The organism is Arthrobacter sp. K41 (assembly GCF_059089645.1).
This window is the reverse complement of record NZ_JBNHEW010000001.1, coordinates 738497-759316: the sequence shown is the minus strand read 5'-3', so window position 1 is coordinate 759316 and position 20820 is coordinate 738497. Positions and strand designations below refer to the sequence as shown.

Below are 20820 nucleotides of genomic sequence, written 5' to 3'. Positions count from 1 at the left end.
CCTCTTAGTAGAGTTCGCCTACCGGTATCTCCACGGCCAACCGGTTGGACGGTCCAGCCAGCGGGCAGGCCCAAACCTCGTTGTAGGCGCAGGACGGGTTGTAGGCAAAGTTGAAATCGAGCACGAACGGGGCGTCCCGGCCGGTGCCGTAGACCCCGTGGTACGCACCCTTGATGGTGTCCAGCAAATACCGTCCCGCCCCGCAGCTGCCGCCCGGCTGGCCTGCAGTGGCGTCCCGGAACGGCACAAAGATACCGCCGCCGTATCCTTGCAGCTTCCAGACCGCCAGCTGGCCTACTTCCGGCAGGTCGAAGGTGCCCAGGCGAACGAAGCGGACAGCGCCGTCGGTACCCGTCTCCACGCTAATCTCCCTGCCCGCGCCCTCCGGGGTCAGCGGAACGTGGAACCGGTAAATCGGATCATAGTCCGCCGTCTTCAGCCCGGAGAAGTGCGCCTTATCCGCCGTGGTCAAGGGAGAGGCCGGGTGCGTGGCGAACATCAGGTCGCGCTGGTGGCGCCAGTAGGAATGCGCTTCCGCCGGACTCTCGATGGCAAGCTTGCGGACGTTGTGGTACATGGCAAACGTCCTCAGCCGCCAGTCAGCGGTCTCGACGGCGGAAATATCAGTCCGGTTTTCCTCGGCTTCGCCCTGGTGCTCTTCCATATGCCCAGCCTAGCCCCCGGCCGCAGCATACCGTCCGAGGGCGGCAGCCGGACGGGCGCGCAGGCAGTGATTTCGGCAGAAACGCCGCCGGAATCACCGCCGGGCCGGCAGGCGCCGTTACGCTGGCTGCATGAAAGGCAAGGCATCCATGGCCGTCCTGCTGGCATCGGCCATCCTCCTGGCAGGGTGTTCAACTCCGCCAGGCAGCGGTCCGGGCTGGACAGCGCAGCCGGGCCCTTCAGAAGCCGGAAGCACTGCTCCTGCATCAGCAGATGCCTCCGCAGCAGCAACGCCGGGCGCCGGCGCGACCCCCACCGCAGGCCCAGAGGCTGTTGCCACTGCGGCAGCCTGGAAGACCTTCTCGGATGCCGGCAAGACCGTCAGCTTCGATCTCCCGCAGGACTGGATCGCACAGTCCGTCCAGCCGGACGAGGGAACCCTGCCCGGAGCGCTCAAAGTCGAGGTGAAAAAGCCGGACGGAACTTTCCTGGCAGCGCTGCGGACAGGACTGCCGCCGTCGTCCGCCGAATGCGCTGACGCCTCGAAGCGGCCCTATTCGGTGATCAGCAGCCTCCCGCTGGAGTTGCCCGCCGCCGGCGGGGAAGGAACCATACCGCCGAGGGTGGTTTTCCGGGTGATCCAGGGGTACCGATACTTCGGTTCCTATGGCATCACCAACGTTATGGGCGGCGGTGGCGGGCAGGCGTGCGAGCTCCGCAACGTCGTCCGTGGTCCGGCCGGGAAGGGTGACTTGTCCTTTGGTGATGTGGTCTCCGTGAAGGCCTTCACCCCGGATGAGAAGGTTGCCCCCGCCAAGGCCTTCGACACCCTGGACCAGGCTGCGCGGTACGCCTCGGAGGGAACTGAATTCGCGAACGTCCAACGGATGCTAATGTCGCTGAAGATCAAAAACTAGTCCCGTTCCCGGCCCCACGATGCGCCAGGCAGAGCGGAGACTTTTCTTCCGCCGCCGACACCCCCGGAGAGCAATGGAACGCAGTGTTTCCGCACGACTGGTCTTCAAGACCGTAGCCAACACCAAGGTGGCCATGGCCATCGCCGCAGCGCGGAACAGCGGCTATTCCTCCTTCGAGGAGTCCCTGTCCGTGACGGCCGGGGGACAGCAGGTTCCCCTGACCGAAGTATTGGACCACCACGGGGGCAGGTTCCACTACATGGAGTTTGCCGAGCCGGCCGAGGTAACGGTGGAATATGCTGCCACCGTGGGCGGAAAGGCGGAGCCTGAGGAATCGGAACTCGCCGACAGGATCCGGTACGTCCGGCCCAGCCGCTACGCTGAATCGGACCGGCTCCTGCCTACGGCCTACGCGGAGTTCGAAGGGGTCCACGGCGGCGGATTGCTGCACGCTGTCAGGAACTGGGTCAACGGTGAGCTGCGCTACCTCAGCGGATCCTCCCGGGGCACTGACGGTGCAGTTGAAACACTTCTCAGCCGGCGTGGAGTGTGCCGGGATTTTGCCCACCTGGCCATCGCGCTGCTCAGGTCCAGGGACATTCCGGCGAGGCTCGCCGCGGTCTACGCCCCGGGACTGAGCCCGATGGATTTCCATGCAGTGGCTGAGGCCTATGTGGAAGGGGCCTGGCACGTCATTGATCCCACCGGTCTGGCGCCGCGGGAATCGATGCTGCGCATCACGGCCGGCCGCGATTCTGCCGACACAGCTTTCCTGTCCACCGTCGGAGGAAGCCTTATCCTCAACCAGCTCCAGGTCACCGCTGTTGTCAACGGTGACCTGCCCGTGGAGGACCCAGCCCGGCTGGTGGAACTGGCCTAGCCGGGCCCTGCCCGGCCAGGCTCCTGACCGGTGCAGGACTTGCGCCGGCTGTTTCCGGCGACGGCGGCCGGATGGCTAGCGGAGCGGCCGGGGACCGAGTGAGCTGCGGAGCTTTTCCGTGAGCCGCCGCAGTTCCTTCTGTTCAGCCGGCGTCAGGGCCGGGCCCATCAGGGTGGAAATGTCCCGGACGTGCTCGCGCCCAATTTCCTTTTGCAGTTCCCGGCCCGCGTCCGTCAGCTGCAGGAGCACGCCCCGGCCGTCCTCGGGGGCCGGCATCCGGGCTACAAGCCCGCGTTTTTCCAGCCGCTCCACCAACCTGCTGAGGCTCGATTGGCTCAGCAGCACGTTGTCGTTGAGCTCGTTGAGCCGCAGCCACCCCGTCGGGCAGCGCGAGAGCGTGAAGAGTACGTCGTACTCGTTCACGGCGAGCCTCCGGAAGGCCGGCCCTGACTGCAGCTTACGCATCACCGCCACCTGGGCCCGGAACAGCGACTCCCACGTTTCCGCGGCGAGGCGGACCGGGGACTCGGTATCCTTGCCGGCCATCACGCGTCCGCGGCGGACTTTTCAGCGGACTGGGCTGCGAGCAGCGCAGCGACCCGGCCGGCGTGGGTGGGCGGTTCGGGAACGTGGGCCGGCTTGCGGGCCGCGTATTCCTTGCGCAGGACGGGCAGGACTTCTTCGCCGAACAAGTCCAGCTGCTCGAGTACGGTTTTCAGCGGCAGGCCCGCGTGGTCGATCAGGAACAGCTGCCGCTGGTAGTCGCCGAAGTACTCCCGGAAGGTCAGCGTTTTCTCGATGACTTCCTGCGGGCTGCCGACGGTCAGCGGCGTCTGCGAGGCGAAGTCCTCCAAAGAAGGCCCGTGCCCGTACACGGGAGCGTTGTCGAAGTAGGGGCGGAACTCTTTGACGGCGTCCTGGGAATTCCTGCGCATGAAGAACTGGCCGCCCAGGCCCACAATCGCCTGGTCTGCCGTGCCGTGGCCGTAGTGCTCGTAGCGCTCACGGTAGAGGCCGATCAGCTGCTGGTAGTGCTCCTTGGGCCAAAAGATGTTGTTGGCGAAGAAGCCGTCGCCGAAGTAGGCGGCCACTTCGGCGATCTGCGGCGTGCGGATGGAGCCGTGCCACACGAAGGGGGCGACGCCGTCGAGAGGACGGGGGGTGGACGTGAAGTTCTGCAGCGGGGTGCGGAACTTGCCTGACCAGTTCACGGTGTCCTCGTCCCACAGCTTGCGCAACAGGCTGTAGTTCTCGATGGCAAGCTCGACGCCGTCCTGGATGTTCTTGCCAAACCATGGGTAGACGGGAGCCGTGTTGCCGCGGCCGAGGACCAGATCGACCCGGCCGTCGGCGAGGTGCTGGAGCATCGCAAAGTCCTCGGCGATCTTCACCGGATCATTGGTGGTGATCAACGTGGTGGCCGTGGAAAGGGTGATGCGCTCAGTTTGCGCCGCGATGTAGGCGAGGGTGGTGGTGGGGGAGGAGGAGAAGAAGGGCCGGTTGTGGTGCTCGCCGAGGGCGTAGACATCCATCCCGATTTCCTCAACCTTTTTGGCGATGGCGACGGAGGCCTTGATGCGCTCGTTCTCGGTGGGGATCCGGCCCGTGGTGGGGTCCGGAGTGATGTCGCTGACGCTGAAAACACCGATCTGCATGATGTGCCTTTCCGTTGCTGAGGCTTGCTGGCTTGCTTCCAGTATAGGCCAATGTAGATGCATTTGCATCTATCGCCGGATACAACGCTCCCGGCCGGAGAATATTCCGCTGCTGCCTTACCGGGGCTGCTTGGGGCTACTCGGGGCTTTCGGGGGCAGCGCGGCGTCCGCTGACCTTGGGGACGATGCCGGTGGTCCAGTCACGGAACTCTTCGTCCACGTCAGCAGCGGGGCCAAACTCCGGGCGTTCCTGCAGTTCCCGGAGCAGTGCCTTCCTTTCCCGGCGGCCCTCCACGAGGCGGTACAGCACAGGTACCAGGACCAGGGTCAGGGCGGTCGAGGACGTAAGGCCGCCTATGACCACCACTGCCAGGGGCTGCGAGATGAAGCCCCCGCCGCCGGTGAGGCCCAGCGCCATGGGGGTGAGGGCAAAAACGGTGGCCAGAGCGGTCATCAGGATAGGGCGAAGCCGCTGGCGGGCGCCGTGCGTGATGGCGTCTGCCACGTTCATGCCCGGGCGCCCGTCGCGGGGCTGCCGGTACTGGTTGATGAGGTCGATCAGCACAATGGCGTTGGTGACCACGATCCCCACCAGCATCAGCATGCCGATCAGGGAGGGCAGCCCCAGCGGAACCCCCGTTACCAGGAGCAGGGCCACGGCGCCCGTGGCCGCGAACGGCACCGAGACCAGCAGGATCAACGGCTGGATCAGTGACTTGAAGGTGGCCACCATGATCACATAGACGATAGCGATCGCGGCCAGCAGGGCGAGCCCCAGTTGCTGGAAGGATTCCTGCTGCTGGGTGGTGGCACCGCCGAGTTCGGCAGTGACTCCGGCCGGCAGCTGCACTCCGTCAAGTCGTTTCTGGACTTCCGCGTTGACCGCCCCGAGATTGGATTCCGACGGCGTCACCGAGACGCGCGCGGTGCGCTGGCCGTTGCTCGCGGTGATGGATACCGGCACGTCCAGCTGCTCCACCGAGGCAATGCTGCCCAGCGGGACCGGCCCGCCGGTGGCCGGCAGGGGGATTTGGCGGACGGCCTCAATGCTTGTGAACCTGGTGCCCTGGCCGATCTGCACCGGGAAGTCGTCGGTGTCGATCCTCACCGTTCCGGCGGGGATGGGGCTGATGGCCGAAGCGAGGACCCCGGCCACCTGTTCTTCGTTGAGCCCAGCGGCCACGGCTTTCGCCCTGTCCACTTTCACCTGTACCACCGGCTGGCTGGCGGCAAGGTTGGTGGCCACTTCACTGGTGCCCGGTACGCCGGTCATGGCCTCGACCATGGTGTCGCTTGCCGTCCGGAGGTCCTCCGTGCTGGCGGCCTTGATAGTGATGTCCACAGTGGACGAGGTTCCGAAGCCGCCCTGCTGGGTGCCCACGGAAACCTTTCCCGAATCGGGAACCTTTGCCAGTTCGTTCCGCACCGTCTCCTGCAGTTGCTCCTGGTCTGCCTTTTCATCCGTCACCACTGTGAAGGTGGAGTTGGAGGAGCCGGTTGAGGTGAGCGCGGCAAAGCCTGCCTGGGCATTGCCGGACGTCAGCTGGATGTCGCGGACGCCGTCGATCCCGCGAAGGACCTCCTCAAGGCGGATGGCTGCAGCACTTGTGTCCGCCAGGCTGGTGCCGGCAGGAAGCACCTGCCGGACGGTCAGGCTGTTCTGGCCCGAATTGCCCAGCAGGTTCGTGGCCAGCAGCGGCGTCATGGCAGCGGTTGCACCCAGGACCAGGGCGGCGGCAACGAGGGTGGTCACCGGATGCTTCTGGGTTTTGGAAAGGATGGGCAGGTATCCGCGCTGCAGCCTGCTGCGCTGTTCTGCTTCAAGTGCCTTGGCCCGGGCGGCGGCTGCATCCTGCCCGGCGGCCCTGTCCCGGCTGGGAACCGGATTGCGCAGGAACCAGTAAGCAAGCACCGGAACTATTGTCAGGGAGACCAGCAGGGAGGCCAGCAGGGCCATGGTGACCGTGAGGGCGAAGGGCCTGAACAGCTCACCGGCCAGTTCGCCCACAAAAGCGATGGGGAGGAAAACGGCCACCGTGGTGAGGGTGGATGCCGTGATGGCGCCGGCTACTTCCCTGATGGCGGTCAGGATGGCGGTGATCTTGTCTTCGCCGTAGCTGAGGTGCCGCTTGATGTTTTCGATGACCACGATGGAGTCGTCAACCACCCGGCCGATGGCAATGGTCAGCGCGCCAAGGGTGAGGATGTTCAGCGAGTACCGGGTGGCGGACAGGCCGATGAACGTGATCAGGAGCGAGAGCGGGATGGATACGGCCGTTACCAGCGTGGAGCGCGCTGACATCAGGAAGACCAGGATGACCGCGACGGCGAACCCCAGTCCCAGCAGGCCCTCAGTGGTGAGGTCCTTGATGGATTTTTCGATGAAGGGTGCCTGGTCAAATACCGGCGTGAACTTCGCGTTCGATCCCAGCTCGGCCTCAAGTTCGTCCAGGGTGTCCCGGACGGCATGCGAGATGCCTACAGTGTCGCCTTCGGGCTTTTTGGTGACCGAGACGGCGAGGGTTTCTTCACCGTTGGTCCGCGTGATGGATGTTCGTTCGTCGTCCTGGAGGGAAACGTCGGCCACGGTGCCGATGGTGGCCGCGTTTTTCGCCCCGGCGAGGGGGAGCGCCTTGATGGCGTCCAGGGAGTCGACCGGGCTGCCGATCTGAAGGGACAGGGTTTTCCCCTGCTCCTCGAGGGTGCCCGCCGGAACCAGGGAGCCGTTGTTGCCCAGTGCATCGCGAATGGAGGTGATGGTGGCGCCGGCGGAAGCCATGGCGTCGGGGCGGGGAAGGATCGCGATGTGCTGCGTGGCGCCGCCGGTCACGTCGGCACCCCGGACGCCGTCGATCTTCTGCAGCCGCGGCACGCTCAGCCGCTGGAGGTCCGCGTTCAGTTCGCTGAGCGATTTATCCGAGGACACCGCCAGGAACACGATGGGGAAGTCGTTGATGCTGCCGGCAAAGGCCTGCGGCTGTACGTCCTCGGGCAGTGAACGCTTGGCGTTGGAGATGGCCCGGTCGATCTGGTTGCGGGCGCGATCCAGGTTGGAGCCGTAGGTAAAGACCATGGTGATCTGCGAAACGCCGTTGCGCGACGTGGAGGAGGTGGATTCCAGCCCCTCCACGCCGTTCAGCGCTGTCTCCAATGGCCCGCTGACCTGCTTGTCCACTACCTCCGGGGAAGCCCCGGGCATGGCGGTCAGCACCGTGATCTGGGGGAACTCAATCGACGGGATGAGCTCCTGCTTCAGTGACGACATGGTGATCACGCCGAACACGGAAGCGAAAACGGTGACCAGTGCGATCAATGCCCGGTTTGCAAGGGACAGTTGTGCCAGCCGGAACATCGAATTGGTCTCCTGTGGGGTTCTAACAAAACTGTTGCGTGCCGGAGGCCGGCCACTCACCCCGGCAGGGGTCAGTGGGTGGCGGAAACGCTCTCCAGCTGAAGGGACCTGGCCGTCGCCCTTTCGAGTTCCACGGCAAGTTCCGGGTTGTCATCGAGTTTGACCCCGTAGCCGGGCATCATGTCCTTCAGCTTGGACTGCCAGCCCTTGAAGTTCTTCGGGAAGGCCTTCCGGAGCAGTTCGATCATGATGGGCACCGCGGTGGAAGCTCCCGGGGAAGCACCGAGGAGTGCGCCGATGGTGCCGTCACGGCCGGCAATCACTTCGGTGCCGAACTGGAGGATGCCGCCCTTCTGCGGGTCTTTCTTGATGATCTGTACACGCTGGCCAGCGGTAATCAGTTCCCAGTCGCCTGCTTTTGCCTCGGGGTAGTACTCCCGGAGGGCTTCCACCTTGTCCGCGTGCTTCTTGGCCACTTCCTTGACCAGGTAGGCGGTGAGGTCCATGTTGTCCTTGGCAACGGCAAGCATGGGGATGATGTTGCCGGGCCGGATGGACAGCGGCAGGTCCAGGTAGGAGCCGTTCTTCAGGAAGTTGGTGGAGAAGCCGGCGTAGGGGCCAAAGAGCAGGGAGCGCTTGCCGTTGACGTAACGGGTGTCCAGGTGTGGCACGGACATGGGGGGAGCTCCCACGGATGCCTGGCCGTAGACTTTGGCACTGTGCTGCGCGGCGATGGTCTCGTCGGTGCAGCGGAAGAACTGGCCGGAGACCGGGAACCCGCCGTAACCCTTGCTTTCCGGGATCCCGGAGGCCTGGAGCAGGTGGAGTGCGCCTCCGCCGGCGCCCACGAAGACGAACTTGGCGTGGATTTTGCCGTGTTCCCCGGACTTGGGGTACTTCAGCGAAAGGTTCCAGCCGCCGTCGGACGCCTTGGAGATCCCCGTGACATCGTGGCCGTAGTTGATTTCGACGCCGTTGTTCCCCAGGTAGGTAGTCAGCTCCCGGGTCAGTGCCCCGAAGTCCACATCGGTGCCTTCGGTGGCGCGGGTAGCTGCGATCCGGGCTTTGGGGTCGCGCCCCTTGACGATCAGCGGAGCCCACTTGCCGATCTGGCCGTGGTCTTCGGAGTATTCCATGCTGCGGAACAGGGCGTGGGGCTTGAGCGCCTCGTAACGGGTCTTCAGGAACCTGGTGTTCGCCTCGCCAATGACAAAGCTCATGTGCGGCACGGTGTTGATAAAGCCCTTGGGCGACCCGATCAGGGACTGGTCCACGAGGTGTGACCAGAACTGGCGGGACAGCTGGAACTGTTCGTTGATGAGCAGCGCCTTGGTGGGGTCCACCGAGCCGTCTTTGGCTGCGGGGGAGTAGTTGAGTTCACAGAGGGCAGCGTGCCCGGTTCCGGCGTTGTTCCAGGGGTCCGAGCTTTCCAGCCCAGGCTGGTCCAGCCGTTCGAACATGGAGATGGTCCAGTTCGGCTCCAGCTGCTTGATGAATGCCCCCAGCGTGGCGCTCATGATGCCACCGCCAATCAGGACGACGTCGGCATGTGGGGTCTTGGAAATGAAGGTCACGATCAGTCTCCGATTGCAGCGGCTCTGGCTGTCACAGAATATCCCCGGGCAGCCCTACTACTGAAATTGGGCTGGCCCGTCAAGGCTTCAATTGCACTTTGGTGAAAACTTCATTTAAGACAGGGGAAGCCGGATAACTCAGTACCCGGTCCGAAAGGGCCAGCGCGGAGATGGGGAAGGCAATGGGCACGGCGGGAACTGACGCTGCGATCTGGGCATTGATGGTGTGATACTGCTCATCGCGTTCCTCTCCCTCGGGCAAACCGCGTGCCCGGTTGATCTTCGAGAAAACCTGCGGGTCCTGGTAGCCGAACTCGCCGTTCTTTTCCCCGAAGAGGGGTCCCACAAAGTTGTCGGCGTCGGAGTAGGACCCGTTCCAGCCCAAAAGATGCAGGGCGTGGTCACCGGGGGACTGGACTTTCTGGAGATAGCCGTCGGACCAATCAACGGGCACGGGCTGGATGTTGAAGCCCGCCGCTGTCAGCTGCCGGCTGATCTCGGCGTACACCTTTTCGGGGGTGGGAAGGTACGGCCGGGTGACATTCAACGGATAGTAGAACCTCAGCGCTTCGCCGGCGTACCCGGCCTCCTTGAGGTACTCCTTGGCCTTTGCCGGATCGTGGCCCAGCGCAGGGGCGTCGTTGTTGAAGCCGCTGATCTTGGGCGGGACAAACTGCGTGGCGGCTGCGGTGTTGTCGATGAAGAACTTCCGGATCAACGTCTCTTTGTCGATCGCCAGTTCGATGGCCTGCCGGACTTTCTGGTTCTGCAGGACCGGAATCTCCTGGTTGATACCCAGGTACATCACCGAGAACGGATCGCGCTGCACAATTTGCTTGCCGCGCTTCACAAGCTGGTCGAAGTTTCCCACCGTCACGGCGTCGTATCCGTCGATTTTGCCGTCCAAAAGCGCCTGGAGACGTGCCTGTGGTTGGTTGTAGGCCACGAAGTTGATGGTGGCGATCTGGCCGCGGTCCCCCCAGTAGGACGGGTTGCTGACCAGGGTGACGCTGCCTTCGTCCCAGGACTTCAGGTTGAATGGACCTGTGCCCACCGGGTTGGCGCCGAAGGCCGAGATGGCCTGGCCGCCGCGGGTCTGGTCCAGGACATCTGCGGTGCCGGCGGCCAGTGCTGAGGGGGAGGCGATGGCGAAGGCAGGCAAGGTCAGGGCCTGCAGGAATGCGGTGAAGCGCTGCGTCAGGTCGATCTGCACGGTGTCGGCGGACAATGCGGTGCAACTCTTGAAAATGGACAGCCCCGGCTCGTCGGCATGCGCCTTGAACACGTCTTGGAACGAACTGCCGGGGGCCTTCCGGCGGAGGTCTTCAGAGAACGCAAACCACCTGTTGAAGTTGGTACACACGGCGTCGGCGTTGAAAGGAGTACCGTCCTGGAAGGTGACCCCGCTGCGCAACTTGAACGTGTAGCTGCGGCCCTCGTTTGATTCGCTCCACTCAATGGCCAGCAGCGGGGTTGGTTTTCCGGTGGTCTGGTCCACGCCCACCAGCCCCTCGAGGATCTGCCGGGTGATGCGCTGGGATTCAACGTCGCTGGACAGCGCGGGGTCGAGGCCTAACGGCTGCACTGCGGTGCCGAAGTTGAAGGTGGCGATGGGTTCTGCGGAGGTGCTGGGAGTCGGCGTGGATGACGAGGGCGAGGGTGCGGGAATGCCCGTACAGGATGCGACGCTCAATGCCAGGAGGGCGGCCCCGGCCGTGATGACCGTCCGCCGCGATGGACTGCTGGGCACTCGCTTATCACCTCTGGATCTTGCCGGCGCCGCCGACTGCGGGCCGGGACCCAGTCTAGTTGACCGGTACTCCCGTTTCAGGAAGGACCACGGCCAGAGGACCTCAGGCAAAAGCCCGGTGCCCGGTCCTTGCGGAGCGGGCACCGGGCCATCGTTGCGGAATTACTTGGGCATCAGTACCGAATCGATCAGGTAGACCGTGGCGTTCTTGGTCTGGACGCCGCCGCAGATCACGTTGGCGTCATCGACCTTGAAGGTGTCCCCGCTGCCGGAAACGGTGACCGAACCGCCCTGGACAGTGGCGTGGGTGCCGGCGATCTTGTCAGGAGTAATCTGGCCCGGCACTACGTGGTAGGTGAGAATTTTGCTCAGGAGGGCGTCGTCCGTCTTCAGTGTTTCGATGGTGGCGGCGTCGATCTTGGCGAAGGCGTCATCAACCGGGGCGAAGACAGTGAATTCACCGCCGTTGAGGGTGTCCACCAGGTCCACCTTCGGGTTCAGCTTGCCGGATACGGCGGACGTCAGGGTAGTGAGGATCGGGTTGTTGGACGCGGCGACCGCTACCGGATCCAGAGCCATGCCTTCAACGGAGCCGGCACCGGTGGGAACCTGCTCGGCGTACCCTGCGCAACCGGGGCCAACCAGGTTGGCGGCCGGATCCATGGCGGCGGCAGAGGAGCTGGCTGATGGGGAAGGAGCCATGGTGGAGGCCGATGGTGCGGCGGACGGGGCGGATGAACTTGTGCTGCCGGCCGAGCCGCCACACGCCGTCAGGCTCAGCAGAGCGGCAGCTGCAACGCCTGCGACCGTGAAAGTTGTGCGCTTGATTGTCTGCATTTCGGTTCTCCTTGGATTAGCGTTTCACCGGCCGCGGACCGGTTGTCCGGGGCCTTGTTCGCCTTTGGCTTGTGGGCACCTGCCCTTGGCTGGTGTCTCAATGGGTATTCGGGAGTTCCAATAATGCGGATGGGTCAAAAGCAGGAAGTTTTTCTGAGGGCTGCGAATTTGCTGCATATTCAGCACCGCGGGCGGGTTTAAAACGAAAAAGATCCGCCGGCCGGAGCCGGAGGATCTCTTTCCAATTGTGCGCAAGGGGGGACTTGAACCCCCACGCCCGAAGGCACAGGAACCTAAATCCTGCGTGTCTGCCAATTTCACCACTCGCGCTTGGCCCGGCTGCGTGTCCGCACCATACACCGGGCCGGGATACGTACGACGCCGGATCCCAGTTTTTATTGTAGCGTCGCCCGGGAAGGACCTGCGTCAGCGGCCCCAGGTCCGTCGCCGGGCTCTCGGGTCAGGCATCCAGCTTAAGGTCACGGCGGAGCTTCGCCACGTGCCCGGTGGCGCGGACGTTGTACTGGGCAAGCGCCACCTTGCCGTCCGGCGCAACCACAATGGTGGAGCGGATCAGGCCCTGGTAGGTCTTACCGTAGTTTTTCTTTTCGCCCCAGGCCCCGTAGGCCTCCGCTACGGCATGGTCCTCATCGGAGAGCAAGGGGAAGCTGAGGGATTCCTGGGCCGCAAATTTTGCAAGTTTCTCCACCGGGTCGGGGGAGATGCCCAGGACGTCATAGCCCGCTGACTGCAGGGAGGCCAGGTTGTCCCGGAAGTCGCAGGCTTCCTTGGTGCATCCGGGGGTAGCCGCTGCCGGGTAGAAATAGACAATGGTGTGACGGCCCGCGCGCGGTGTCAGGCCGGTGTCATTACCGGCTGAATCCTTGAGCGTGAAGAGGGGCGCTTGGTCACCGGTTACGAGTCTGTCAGCCAATGTTTTTCTCCTTGTTGCAGGCGGGACATAACAGCCTAGTAAGCGGTCGGGACCAGTGCCAATCGACACTTGGCTATACTTGCTGCTATGCCTGATATGGATCACTGGCCCACAGGCCGCCTCCTGTCCACTGCTGCGCGCCTCGTGGAACACTCCTGGAACGAAAAGCTTGGGGCCATAGGCCTCACTCATGCGGGGGTTATTGCCATCGAGGTTCTCAACGCGCAAGGACCCATGACGCAGGCACAGCTTGCCCAATATGTGCGTGTCCAGGCCCAGACCATGGGGAAAACCCTCAGCCGGCTGGAGTCGCACGGCCACATTGCCCGCGTCCGCAGCACCTCGGACCGCAGGAGCCATGTGGTGTCACTCACGGAACGGGGCAAGGAAGCGGTTGCCGCTGCCGTGGAGATGGAGCGAACTGTACTTGCCGCTGCCACCATTGATCCTGATGCCCTCCGGCAGGAACTAAAGGCCGTTGTCCGCGAGCTGGCAAGCCAGTTCGGAACGCAGGCAACCGGAGAACTGCTCAACAATTCATCCATGACTCCCTAGGCGTCCCTGCCAGTATTGCGGGCGCAGCCCGCTTCCAGGCGTGATCGCAGCTTCTTCCGAAGCTGAGGTCACGCCTTTTTGTATACAGGCCCCCAACGAGGAAGGCGGGCGGCAGCAGCAGAACGAAGTTTGCTGCGGGCGGGCCGCAGGCACCGGATAAAACAAAACAGCCCCTGGCTTGCGTTTCCGCAAGCCAGGGGCTGTTTTCCCAGTGGTGCACCCCCCGGGACTTGAACCCGGAACCCATTGATTAAGAGTCAATTGCTCTGCCAATTGAGCTAGAGGTGCATCTTTTGTTTCGACCGTTTGGGGCTTTTTGTTTCCCCGATGATCTCCGCAACGACATGAAACTCTACACGAACTTTTGGTGCATGTGAAATCGACGCCTCCTTGTATTTCCTGCCTGGCCTCCAGGGGGCCGAAACAGCGGAAAGCCGGGGTTTTCGTTACTGGCGGGCAGCCAAGAACTGCCCCGAAGCGCCCCCGATGCGCCGAGGATCCGGCCGCGCTTCCTTGTGAAATGGGCCACAGCGGTGGGGCTCCTCTCTTGCCCGGCCGGGGCGGGTTCCGCTAGAGCCGCCTCCGCCGTGGCGCCCTGAAGCCTGCAGCCTCGGCGTGGGCGGCCGACTCAAACCACACTTCAGCCCTGGCCAGCTCATACTCGGGGTGTCCCTCCTCGTAATAGACCATGGCACCGGCGTCGCCCTTGACGGTGTAGTCCGCCGGGCCGCTGCCGTCAGCCGCGGCCGACGCCGATCCCTGGCCATAGGGTTCCTCTGCCGCGAGATGCCCGGCCGGCTCAGCCTGGGCAGTGCCGCCTGACGGGGCCTGGGTACGGTCCGCTCCAGTTTCGACCAATGCCGAGGACTGTGCCCTGTCCCGGGTCTCAGCGGCGGCGGCATCATGGGGGACGCGGACACCGGCAATGGGGTGCCGATCGCTCTCCTTGGGGCCCGCCGCGTTGTGGGCCGCGGCCGGGAGGGCAGTCCCTGGGCCGGCGTCTTCTGCATCCTCCAAGGCCGCAGTTTCGGCGCCGGGCAGGGTGGGCGCGTGTGGTTCGGTGTATTCCGGATGATGGACGGGCGCCTGTCCGACTGGTTCCGGTTGCGCGGGGGATGGGGTGGCTGACGCCGGGGCGGCACTTTGCCGGTGAGCTGCATGCTCATCGACGTGGGCAGGTCCCGCCTCCGACCACTGGGTTTCCCATTCAGCTTCGTCCTTGACCCGGCGTTCGTCCTTTGCTGCTCCTGCTGCGCTGCCCGTCGCCGCGGTCATCGCAGTTGCTCCTGTCCTGCTGGTGCCCCGGGATGCGTTCGGAGTCTCTGCCGGCGTGACCCTTTTTTCAACCGGTTCATCGGCAGTGGTGGGTGCAGCGCGCACGGCCTGGGCGCCGGATCCGGCAACGCCGGCCATGCCGGCGGTGGCCGCAGCTTCGGCGGAGGGGGCGGCGCTGCCGCCGGCAAGGGCACCGCCGGTCCGGGCATTGTCCTCGGCCTGGGCAGTGTCCTCTGTCCTGGCAGCACCGTCAGGGCGGGTGCCGGCGTCCGCCCGGGCGCCCTCGGCTTGGCTGGTGCTCTCTTTGGGAGCGGAGGAATTTTTGCGCTTGAGCCACCACCATCCAACAGCGGCAATCACAACGAGCAGTATGATCCAGAAGACAAAGTCCATGGCGGGTCCTTCAGTCGGATGGCAGGGTGCACTTTCCCCGACGCTACGTCGGCTCAACAGCGGTGTCCAGCACCTTGACCTGCTTGTACTCCCGAAACCCAGGAGTGGGCCGGGGGCGTATCCGGCCATAAAGAACCCTTGGGCAACAGCCATGCATCTGAGGCCGCAGACGCTGCAAGAAACCCCCGCAGAACCACCCGGGCAGCGCGCATCTCATTATGTGAGACGAACGTCCACCATCTGAGCAAAATTTCCCCGTTTTCCGCCCTACCCGGGAGATCCTGTCCCCGGGCACCGCCGGGGAGCCCTAGAATTTTCCCTATGAGTGAGGACACCCAGATCGCGACCGACAACAAGCCTGACATCAAGCCCCGCAGCCGGGTAGTAACTGACGGCATCCACGCCGCCCCGGCGCGCGGCATGTTCCGCGCGGTAGGCATGGGCGATGACGACTTCGCCAAGCCCCAGGTTGGCGTCGCGAGTTCCTGGAACGAAATTACCCCCTGCAACCTCTCCCTCAACCGCCTCGCACAGGGCGCCAAGGAAGGCGTGCACGCCGGCGGGGGCTTCCCCATGCAGTTCGGCACCATCTCGGTTTCGGACGGCATTTCCATGGGCCACGAAGGCATGCATTTTTCACTGGTGTCCCGCGAAGTCATTGCCGACTCCGTGGAAACTGTGATGCAGGCCGAGCGGATCGACGGCTCCGTCCTGCTGGCCGGCTGCGACAAGTCCCTCCCGGGCATGCTGATGGCGGCCGCCCGCCTCGATCTGTCCAGCGTCTTCCTCTATGCCGGCTCCATCATGCCGGGGTGGGTAAAGCTCGAGGACGGGTCCGAGAAGGAAGTGACCCTCATCGACGCCTTCGAGGCTGTTGGCGCCTGTGCCGCCGGCAAGATGAGCCTTGAGGACCTCACCCGCATCGAAAAGGCCATCTGCCCCGGCGAAGGCGCCTGCGGTGGCATGTACACGGCCAACACCATGGCCTGCATCGGCGAGGCCCTGGGAATGTCACTGCCCGGTTCGGCCGCCCCGCCCTCGGCAGACCGCCGTCGTGATGAATTTGCCCGCAAGTCCGGTGAAGCGGTGGTCAACCTGCTCCGCAAGGGCATCACCGCGCGCGACATCATGACCCGGAAGGCCTTCGAAAACGCCATCGCCGTCACCATGGCCTTCGGTGGCTCCACCAACGCTGTGCTCCACCTGCTGGCCATCGCCCGCGAAGCCGAAGTCGAGCTGACCCTCGATGACTTCAACCGCATCGGCGACAAGATTCCGCACCTGGGCGACCTCAAGCCCTTCGGCCGCTACGTCATGACCGACGTCGACAAGATCGGCGGCGTGCCGGTGATCATGAAGGCACTGCTCGACGCCGGCCTGCTGCACGGCGACTGCCTCACCGTCACCGGCAAGACCGTGGCGGAAAACCTCGAGGCGATCAACCCGCCGGACGTTGATGGAAAGATCCTGCGTGCGCTGGACAACCCCATCCACAAGACCGGCGGCATCACCATTCTGCACGGCTCCATGGCCCCTGAGGGTGCAGTGGTGAAGAGCGCGGGATTCGACGCTGACGTCTTCGAGGGTACGGCCCGCGTCTTCGAGCGTGAACAGGGCGCCCTGGATGCGCTGGACAACGGCCAGATCCACGCGGGCGACGTTGTGGTGATCCGCTATGAAGGTCCCAAGGGCGGCCCGGGCATGCGCGAAATGCTTGCCATCACCGGCGCCATCAAGGGTGCGGGCCTCGGCAAGGACGTCCTGCTCCTGACGGATGGCCGCTTCTCCGGCGGCACCACGGGCCTCTGCATCGGCCACGTCGCCCCCGAGGCAGTCGACGGCGGACCCATCGCCTTCGTCAAGGACGGCGACCGGATCCGGGTGGACATTGCAGCCCGCAGCTTTGACCTGCTGGTGGACGAGGCAGAGCTCGAAGCCCGCAAGGTGGGCTGGGAGCCCCTGCCCGCCCGTTACACCAAGGGCGTCCTGGCGAAGTACGCCAAGCTGGTGCACAGCGCCAGCACCGGTGCCTACACCGGCTAGCAGGAACCCAAGCCTCCGGCGGTGAACCAGCCGCTGGAGGCAGGGGCGTAACAGGGGGTGATCCAGGGCCCCGGCGGACGGCGCCTTCGCCGGAAGTTCGGGGTAGGATCGCACCGTGGACAGCGTAGTCCACATGGTGAGATAGGGAACTGCCTCGTTGACACTTATCTCGCCCAGAGGGAAAACTGAACGCATGACTTTCGTTACCAGCCGCGCTGCCGCAGTTGCAGTCGTCGTCCTTATCCAGCGCGTGGCATATTAGCCCCTGGTAACGAACCGTCACGCGCAACCCCTCGAAGAGCCGCCAGGCTGAGGGGTTTTTTTATTTCCCCGCAGTCTCCATGAACCACACAGATGATCCACAAGGAAGAGTCCGATGAGCAAAGGATCGCCCATCAGCCCCTCGCTGATGGCTACCAAGTCCGCTGGAGCCCCCAAGGCTCCGGAACGCGCCGACCGTACGGCAGAGCACGCCGTCGCCGTCGCTGACCTTGCTGCCGTCTCTCCTGTCCTTGGGCCGAACAACGTTGTACCCCCAACGGTGATGACCGGCTCGCAAGCTATTGTCCGCTCGCTCGAAGAACTCGGCGTCGACGATATTTTCGGTTTGCCCGGTGGCGCGATCCTGCCCACCTACGACCCCTTGATGGCCTCCAGCATGAACCACGTCCTGGTCCGTCACGAGCAGGGAGCCGGCCACGCCGCGCAAGGCTACGCCATGGTCACCGGGCGGGTAGGCGTGTGCATCGCCACCTCGGGCCCGGGCGCCACCAACCTCGTCACCGCCATCATGGATGCCCACATGGACTCCGTGCCGCTGGTGGCCATTACCGGCCAGGTATCCAGCGGTGTGATCGGCACCGATGCGTTCCAGGAAGCTGACATCGTGGGCATCACCATGCCCATCACGAAGCACTCCTTCCTGGTGACCGACCCCAACGACATCCCGCACGTCATGGCGGAGGCGTTCCACCTCGCCTCCACCGGCCGCCCGGGTCCTGTCCTGGTGGACGTGGCCAAGGACGCCCAGGTTGGCCAGATGACCTTCTCCTGGCCGCCCCGGGTCGACCTGCCCGGCTACCGTCCCGTGACCCGCGGCCACAACAAGCAGGTCAGGGAAGCTGCCAAGCTGATCGCCGCGGCCCGCAAGCCCGTGCTGTACGTGGGCGGCGGCGTGGTCAAGGCACATGCCTCCGCCGAGCTGCTGGCCCTGGCGGAAGCAACCGGCGCTCCCGTCGTCACCACGCTGATGGCCAAGGGTGTCTTCCCGGACTCCCACCCGCAGCACATGGGAATGCCCGGCATGCACGGAACCGTCTCGGCCGTGACCGCCCTGCAGCAGGCCGACCTCCTGATCACCCTCGGCGCGCGCTTTGACGACCGCGTTACCGGCGTCCTGAAGACATTCGCGCCGATGGCGAAGGTCATCCACGCCGACATCGACCCCGCGGAGATCTCGAAGAACCGCACTGCCGACGTGCCCATCGTTGGTTCCGTGAAGGAAATCATTCCGGAGCTCACTGACGCCGTACGGGCCCAGTTCGAGGCGTCGGGCACTCCGGACCTCACCACCTGGTGGGCCTTCCTGAACAACCTCAAGGAAACCTATCCACTGGGCTGGACTGAGCCGGACGATGGACTGACTGCTCCGCAGAAAGTCATCGAGCGCATCGGTGCGCTGACCGGTCCCGAAGGCGTCTATGTGGCAGGCGTCGGCCAGCACCAGATGTGGGCGGCGCAGTTCATCAAGTACGAACGGCCGCACGCCTGGCTGAACTCGGGCGGTGCCGGCACCATGGGCTATGCCGTTCCGGCTGCCATGGGCGCAAAGGTGGGCGAGCCGGACCGGGTGGTCTGGGCCATCGACGGCGACGGCTGCTTCCAGATGACCAACCAGGAACTGGCCACCTGCGCGATCAACAACATCCCTATCAAGGTCGCCGTGATCAACAACTCCTCCCTGGGCATGGTGCGCCAGTGGCAGACGCTCTTCTACGAAGGCCGCTACTCCAACACGGACCTCAACACCGGCCATGACACCGTCCGGATCCCGGACTTCGTCAAGCTGGGGGAGGCCTACGGCTGCGCGTCGTTCCGCTGCGAACGCGACGAGGACATCGACGCCACCATCCAGAAGGCCCTGGCCATCAACGACCGCCCCGTGGTCATCGACTTCGTGGTAAGCCCAAACTCCATGGTGTGGCCGATGGTGCCCGCCGGCGTGAGCAACGACCAGATCCAGGTTGCCCGCAACATGACCCCGGAATGGGAAGAAGAGGACTGACCATGAGCCGCCACACACTTTCCGTCCTGGTTGAAGACAAACCCGGCGTGCTGACCCGCGTCGCAAGCCTCTTCGCCCGCCGCGCCTTCAACATCAACTCCCTGGCCGTTGGCCCCACCGAGGTTCCGGGCATCTCCCGGATGACCGTGGTGGTCGACGCCGACGGCGACCTCATCGAACAGGTCACCAAGCAGCTCAACAAACTGATCAACGTCATCAAAATCGTTGAGCTGACCCCCGAATCTTCCGTACAGCGTGACCACATCCTGGTCAAGGTACGTGCGGATGCCGCAACACGTCTGCAGGTGACCCAGGCTGCAGACCTGTTCCGCGCCTCAGTAGTCGACGTTTCCACCGATTCGGTCGTCATTGAAGCAACAGGCCACCCCGAAAAGCTCACCGCACTGCTCTCAGTGCTTGAGCCCTTCGGCATCCGCGAAATTGTGCAGTCCGGCACCCTGGCCGTTGGACGGGGATCCCGCTCCATGAGTGACAGGGCGCTGCGTTCCGCGTAGGACTCCGCCAGGATCCCTCCGCAGGGCGCACCGCCCGTAACCGCACCACCACACACCTATCTGGAAATCCACTCAAGAGGAGTTACGCAAGTGACTGAAATGTTTTACGACGACGACGCCGACCTGTCGATCATCCAGGGCCGCAAGGTTGCCATCGTTGGCTACGGCTCCCAGGGCCACGCCCACGCGCTGAACCTGCGTGATTCCGGCGTCGAGGTTGTCATCGCGCTGAAGGACGGCTCCACGTCCGCCGCCAAGGCCGAGGACGCAGGCTTCACCGTCAAGAACGTCGCCGACGCCGCCGAATGGGCCGACGTCATCATGATCCTTGCGCCGGACCAGCACCAGCGCTCAATCTACAACGACTCCATCAAGGACAAGCTGAAGCCCGGCAAGGCCCTTGCCTTCGCCCACGGCTTCAACATCCGTTTCGGCTACATCCAGGCACCGGAGGGCGTTGACGTCATCCTGGTTGCCCCGAAGGCCCCCGGCCACACCGTGCGCCGCGAGTTCGAGGCAGGCCGCGGCATCCCCGACATCATCGCCGTTGAACAGGATGCTTCCGGCTCTGCCTGGGACCTGGCCAAGTCCTACGCCAAGGCAATCGGCGGCACCCGCGCCGGCGTCATCAAGACCACCTTCACGGAAGAGACCGAAACGGACCTCTTCGGCGAGCAGGCCGTCCTTTGCGGCGGCGTGTCCCAGCTGGTCCAGTACGGCTTCGAAACCCTGACCGAAGCCGGCTACCAGCCCCAGATCGCCTACTTCGAGGTGCTCCACGAGCTCAAGCTCATCGTTGACCTCATGTGGGAAGGCGGCATCGCCAAGCAGCGCTGGAGCGTTTCCGACACCGCCGAGTACGGCGACTACGTTTCCGGCCCCCGCGTCATCACCCCCGCGGTCAAGGAAAACATGCAGGCCGTCCTCGCCGACATCCAGTCCGGTGCCTTCGCCAAGCGCTTCATCGAAGACCAGGACAACGGCGGCGTGGAGTTCAAGGAACTGCGTGCCAAGGCCGAGCAGCACCCCATCGAGGCTGTCGGCCGCGAGCTGCGTTCCCTGTTCTCCTGGCAGCAGCAGGACGTTGACTACGTTGAAGGTTCCGCCGCCCGCTAAGGCCGCAACCGAGGCGCCCCTATAGAGGCAGCTGTGAGGCCGGGTTCACACTTAACAATGTGAGCCCGGCCTTTCCG

General features: G+C 64.4%; 16 protein-coding genes and 2 tRNA genes. 7 read left to right on the top strand and 11 right to left on the bottom strand.

Annotated elements, in window-relative coordinates; translation table 11 throughout:
- Positions 1-4: 4 nt before the first annotated feature.
- The gene (locus AC5RTE_RS03605) at positions 5-664 is read right to left on the bottom strand and encodes a DUF1684 domain-containing protein (protein WP_494040005.1); all 660 of its coding nucleotides are present in this window, start codon (positions 662-664) and stop codon (positions 5-7) included.
- 130 nt (positions 665-794) lie between these two features.
- On the opposite strand from AC5RTE_RS03605, the gene AC5RTE_RS03600 reads away from it, so the two are divergent.
- Positions 795-1580: a hypothetical protein gene (locus tag AC5RTE_RS03600; RefSeq protein ID WP_494040004.1), complete on the top strand. Its 786-nt coding sequence runs from the start codon at positions 795-797 to the stop codon at positions 1578-1580.
- 73 nt (positions 1581-1653) lie between these two features.
- Positions 1654-2460 (top strand): transglutaminase-like domain-containing protein, encoded by an 807-nt coding sequence (locus AC5RTE_RS03595; protein ID WP_494040003.1) that lies wholly within the window; start codon positions 1654-1656, stop codon positions 2458-2460.
- Positions 2461-2535: 75 nt separating this feature from the next.
- Here the strand turns inward: AC5RTE_RS03595 and AC5RTE_RS03590 are convergent, their stop codons facing one another.
- From AC5RTE_RS03590 to bcp, 8 genes are all read right to left on the bottom strand, one after another.
- Positions 2536-3006, bottom strand: coding sequence for a MarR family winged helix-turn-helix transcriptional regulator (locus AC5RTE_RS03590; protein ID WP_494040002.1), 471 nt, complete (start codon positions 3004-3006; stop codon positions 2536-2538).
- The gene (locus tag AC5RTE_RS03585; RefSeq protein ID WP_494040001.1) at positions 3006-4115 is read right to left on the bottom strand and encodes an LLM class flavin-dependent oxidoreductase; all 1110 of its coding nucleotides are present in this window, start codon (positions 4113-4115) and stop codon (positions 3006-3008) included. Before AC5RTE_RS03585 ends, AC5RTE_RS03590 begins: the two co-directional genes overlap by 1 nt.
- A 136-nt stretch (positions 4116-4251) precedes the next feature.
- Complete coding sequence (locus AC5RTE_RS03580; protein WP_494040000.1) at positions 4252-7467, bottom strand: efflux RND transporter permease subunit; 3216 nt, start codon at positions 7465-7467, stop codon at positions 4252-4254.
- Positions 7468-7538: 71 nt separating this feature from the next.
- Positions 7539-9041, bottom strand: coding sequence for a malate:quinone oxidoreductase (locus tag AC5RTE_RS03575; RefSeq protein WP_494039999.1), 1503 nt, complete (start codon positions 9039-9041; stop codon positions 7539-7541).
- Positions 9042-9120: 79 nt separating this feature from the next.
- Complete coding sequence (locus AC5RTE_RS03570; protein ID WP_494039998.1) at positions 9121-10791, bottom strand: ABC transporter substrate-binding protein; 1671 nt, start codon at positions 10789-10791, stop codon at positions 9121-9123.
- A gap of 162 nt (positions 10792-10953) precedes the next feature.
- Complete coding sequence (locus tag AC5RTE_RS03565; RefSeq protein WP_494039997.1) at positions 10954-11628, bottom strand: fasciclin domain-containing protein; 675 nt, start codon at positions 11626-11628, stop codon at positions 10954-10956.
- A gap of 248 nt (positions 11629-11876) precedes the next feature.
- Positions 11877-11958: transfer RNA gene (locus AC5RTE_RS03560), tRNA-Leu, on the bottom strand.
- Positions 11959-12088: 130 nt separating this feature from the next.
- Positions 12089-12562 (bottom strand): thioredoxin-dependent thiol peroxidase, encoded by a 474-nt coding sequence (gene bcp, locus AC5RTE_RS03555; RefSeq protein ID WP_494039996.1) that lies wholly within the window; start codon positions 12560-12562, stop codon positions 12089-12091.
- Positions 12563-12658: 96 nt separating this feature from the next.
- Here bcp and AC5RTE_RS03550 point away from each other — a divergent pair, with 96 nt between their 5' ends.
- Entirely contained in the window at positions 12659-13117 is a 459-nt protein-coding gene (locus AC5RTE_RS03550) for a MarR family winged helix-turn-helix transcriptional regulator (RefSeq protein ID WP_494040150.1), read from the top strand.
- 212 nt (positions 13118-13329) lie between these two features.
- Here AC5RTE_RS03550 and AC5RTE_RS03545 read toward each other — a convergent pair.
- Positions 13330-13405 (bottom strand) — tRNA-Lys (locus AC5RTE_RS03545).
- A 282-nt stretch (positions 13406-13687) separates the two neighbouring features.
- Positions 13688-14785, bottom strand: coding sequence for a sunset domain-containing protein (locus AC5RTE_RS03540; RefSeq protein WP_494039995.1), 1098 nt, complete (start codon positions 14783-14785; stop codon positions 13688-13690).
- A 321-nt stretch (positions 14786-15106) separates the two neighbouring features.
- Between AC5RTE_RS03540 and ilvD the strand changes: the two genes are divergently transcribed.
- From ilvD to ilvC, 4 genes are all read left to right on the top strand, one after another.
- Positions 15107-16828, top strand: a complete 1722-nt coding sequence (gene ilvD / locus AC5RTE_RS03535) for a dihydroxy-acid dehydratase (RefSeq protein ID WP_494039994.1) — start codon at positions 15107-15109, stop codon at positions 16826-16828.
- Between the two features lie 376 nt (positions 16829-17204).
- A complete protein-coding gene (locus tag AC5RTE_RS03530; protein ID WP_494039993.1) occupies positions 17205-19112 on the top strand; it encodes an acetolactate synthase large subunit in 1908 nt (635 codons plus the stop codon).
- 2 nt (positions 19113-19114) lie between these two features.
- Positions 19115-19627 (top strand): acetolactate synthase small subunit, encoded by a 513-nt coding sequence (gene ilvN / locus AC5RTE_RS03525; protein ID WP_079597732.1) that lies wholly within the window; start codon positions 19115-19117, stop codon positions 19625-19627.
- Positions 19628-19717: 90 nt separating this feature from the next.
- A complete protein-coding gene (ilvC, locus tag AC5RTE_RS03520) occupies positions 19718-20743 on the top strand; it encodes a ketol-acid reductoisomerase (RefSeq protein ID WP_494039992.1) in 1026 nt (341 codons plus the stop codon).
- The last annotated feature ends 77 nt before the right edge of the window (positions 20744-20820 follow it).

What these genes read in the sequence shown, in the direction of transcription:
- AC5RTE_RS03605 (WP_494040005.1), bottom strand. Translation starts at nt 664, where the DNA reads ATGGAAGAGCACCAGGGCGAAGCCGAGGAAAACCGGACTGATATTTCC.
- AC5RTE_RS03600 (WP_494040004.1), top strand. Translation starts at nt 795, where the DNA reads ATGAAAGGCAAGGCATCCATGGCCGTCCTGCTGGCATCGGCCATCCTC.
- AC5RTE_RS03595 (WP_494040003.1), top strand. Translation starts at nt 1,654, where the DNA reads ATGGAACGCAGTGTTTCCGCACGACTGGTCTTCAAGACCGTAGCCAAC.
- AC5RTE_RS03590 (WP_494040002.1), bottom strand. Translation starts at nt 3,006, where the DNA reads ATGGCCGGCAAGGATACCGAGTCCCCGGTCCGCCTCGCCGCGGAAACG.
- AC5RTE_RS03585 (WP_494040001.1), bottom strand. Translation starts at nt 4,115, where the DNA reads ATGCAGATCGGTGTTTTCAGCGTCAGCGACATCACTCCGGACCCCACC.
- AC5RTE_RS03580 (WP_494040000.1), bottom strand. Translation starts at nt 7,467, where the DNA reads ATGTTCCGGCTGGCACAACTGTCCCTTGCAAACCGGGCATTGATCGCA.
- AC5RTE_RS03565 (WP_494039997.1), bottom strand. Translation starts at nt 11,628, where the DNA reads ATGCAGACAATCAAGCGCACAACTTTCACGGTCGCAGGCGTTGCAGCT.
- AC5RTE_RS03550 (WP_494040150.1), top strand. Translation starts at nt 12,659, where the DNA reads ATGGATCACTGGCCCACAGGCCGCCTCCTGTCCACTGCTGCGCGCCTC.
- AC5RTE_RS03540 (WP_494039995.1), bottom strand. Translation starts at nt 14,785, where the DNA reads ATGGACTTTGTCTTCTGGATCATACTGCTCGTTGTGATTGCCGCTGTT.
- ilvD (WP_494039994.1), top strand. Translation starts at nt 15,107, where the DNA reads ATGAGTGAGGACACCCAGATCGCGACCGACAACAAGCCTGACATCAAG.
- AC5RTE_RS03530 (WP_494039993.1), top strand. Translation starts at nt 17,205, where the DNA reads ATGAGCAAAGGATCGCCCATCAGCCCCTCGCTGATGGCTACCAAGTCC.
- ilvN (WP_079597732.1), top strand. Translation starts at nt 19,115, where the DNA reads ATGAGCCGCCACACACTTTCCGTCCTGGTTGAAGACAAACCCGGCGTG.